The following is a 529-nucleotide window of genomic DNA, read 5'->3' on the forward strand; positions in this document are numbered from 1 at the left end:
AGGTCGAAGTCGAGGTGCTGATCTGATTTGCGCAGCACGTAGAAAAATCGGCAGGCATCATTGCCTACGTCCTCGCGCAGGGTGCGCAAGGTGACGAATTCGCCGGAGCGTGTCGACATCGATGCTTTCTGGCCATTGCGGTAGAGAACGGCAAACTGCACGAGGGCCACGTCGAGGAGATTCGGGTCGAGGCCCAGCGCAGCCAGTGCGCCCCTGACACGCGGGATGTAGCCATGGTGGTCGGCACCCCAGATATTGATGAGGCGCTCGAAGCCGCGTTCGTACTTGTTGAGATGGTAGGCAATGTCTGAAGCGAAGTACGTATAAAGTCCGTTGTCACGCTGCACGACACGATCCTTCTCGTCGCCGAACGCCGTCGACTTGAACCACAGGGCGCCATCCTGCGTGTAAAGGTGGCCCGTTTTTTCCAGCCGAGCGACGCAGCGTGCAACGAGGCCGGTATCGAACAGCGATTTCTCCGAGAACCAGACATCAAAGCGCACGCCGAATTCCTCGAGGTCGCCGCGAC

Annotated in this window: 1 protein-coding gene; it reads right to left on the minus strand. The window is 59.2% G+C overall.

The features are described 5' to 3' along the window. Positions 1-529, minus strand: a 529-nt coding sequence (gene argS / locus PROAA_RS01385) for an arginine--tRNA ligase domain-containing protein (protein ID WP_186409599.1), incomplete at both ends; no start/stop codon positions are given.

It is taken from the genome of Candidatus Propionivibrio aalborgensis, from assembly GCF_900089945.1.
GTDB classification, from domain to species: Bacteria; Pseudomonadota; Gammaproteobacteria; order Burkholderiales; family Rhodocyclaceae; genus Propionivibrio; species Propionivibrio aalborgensis.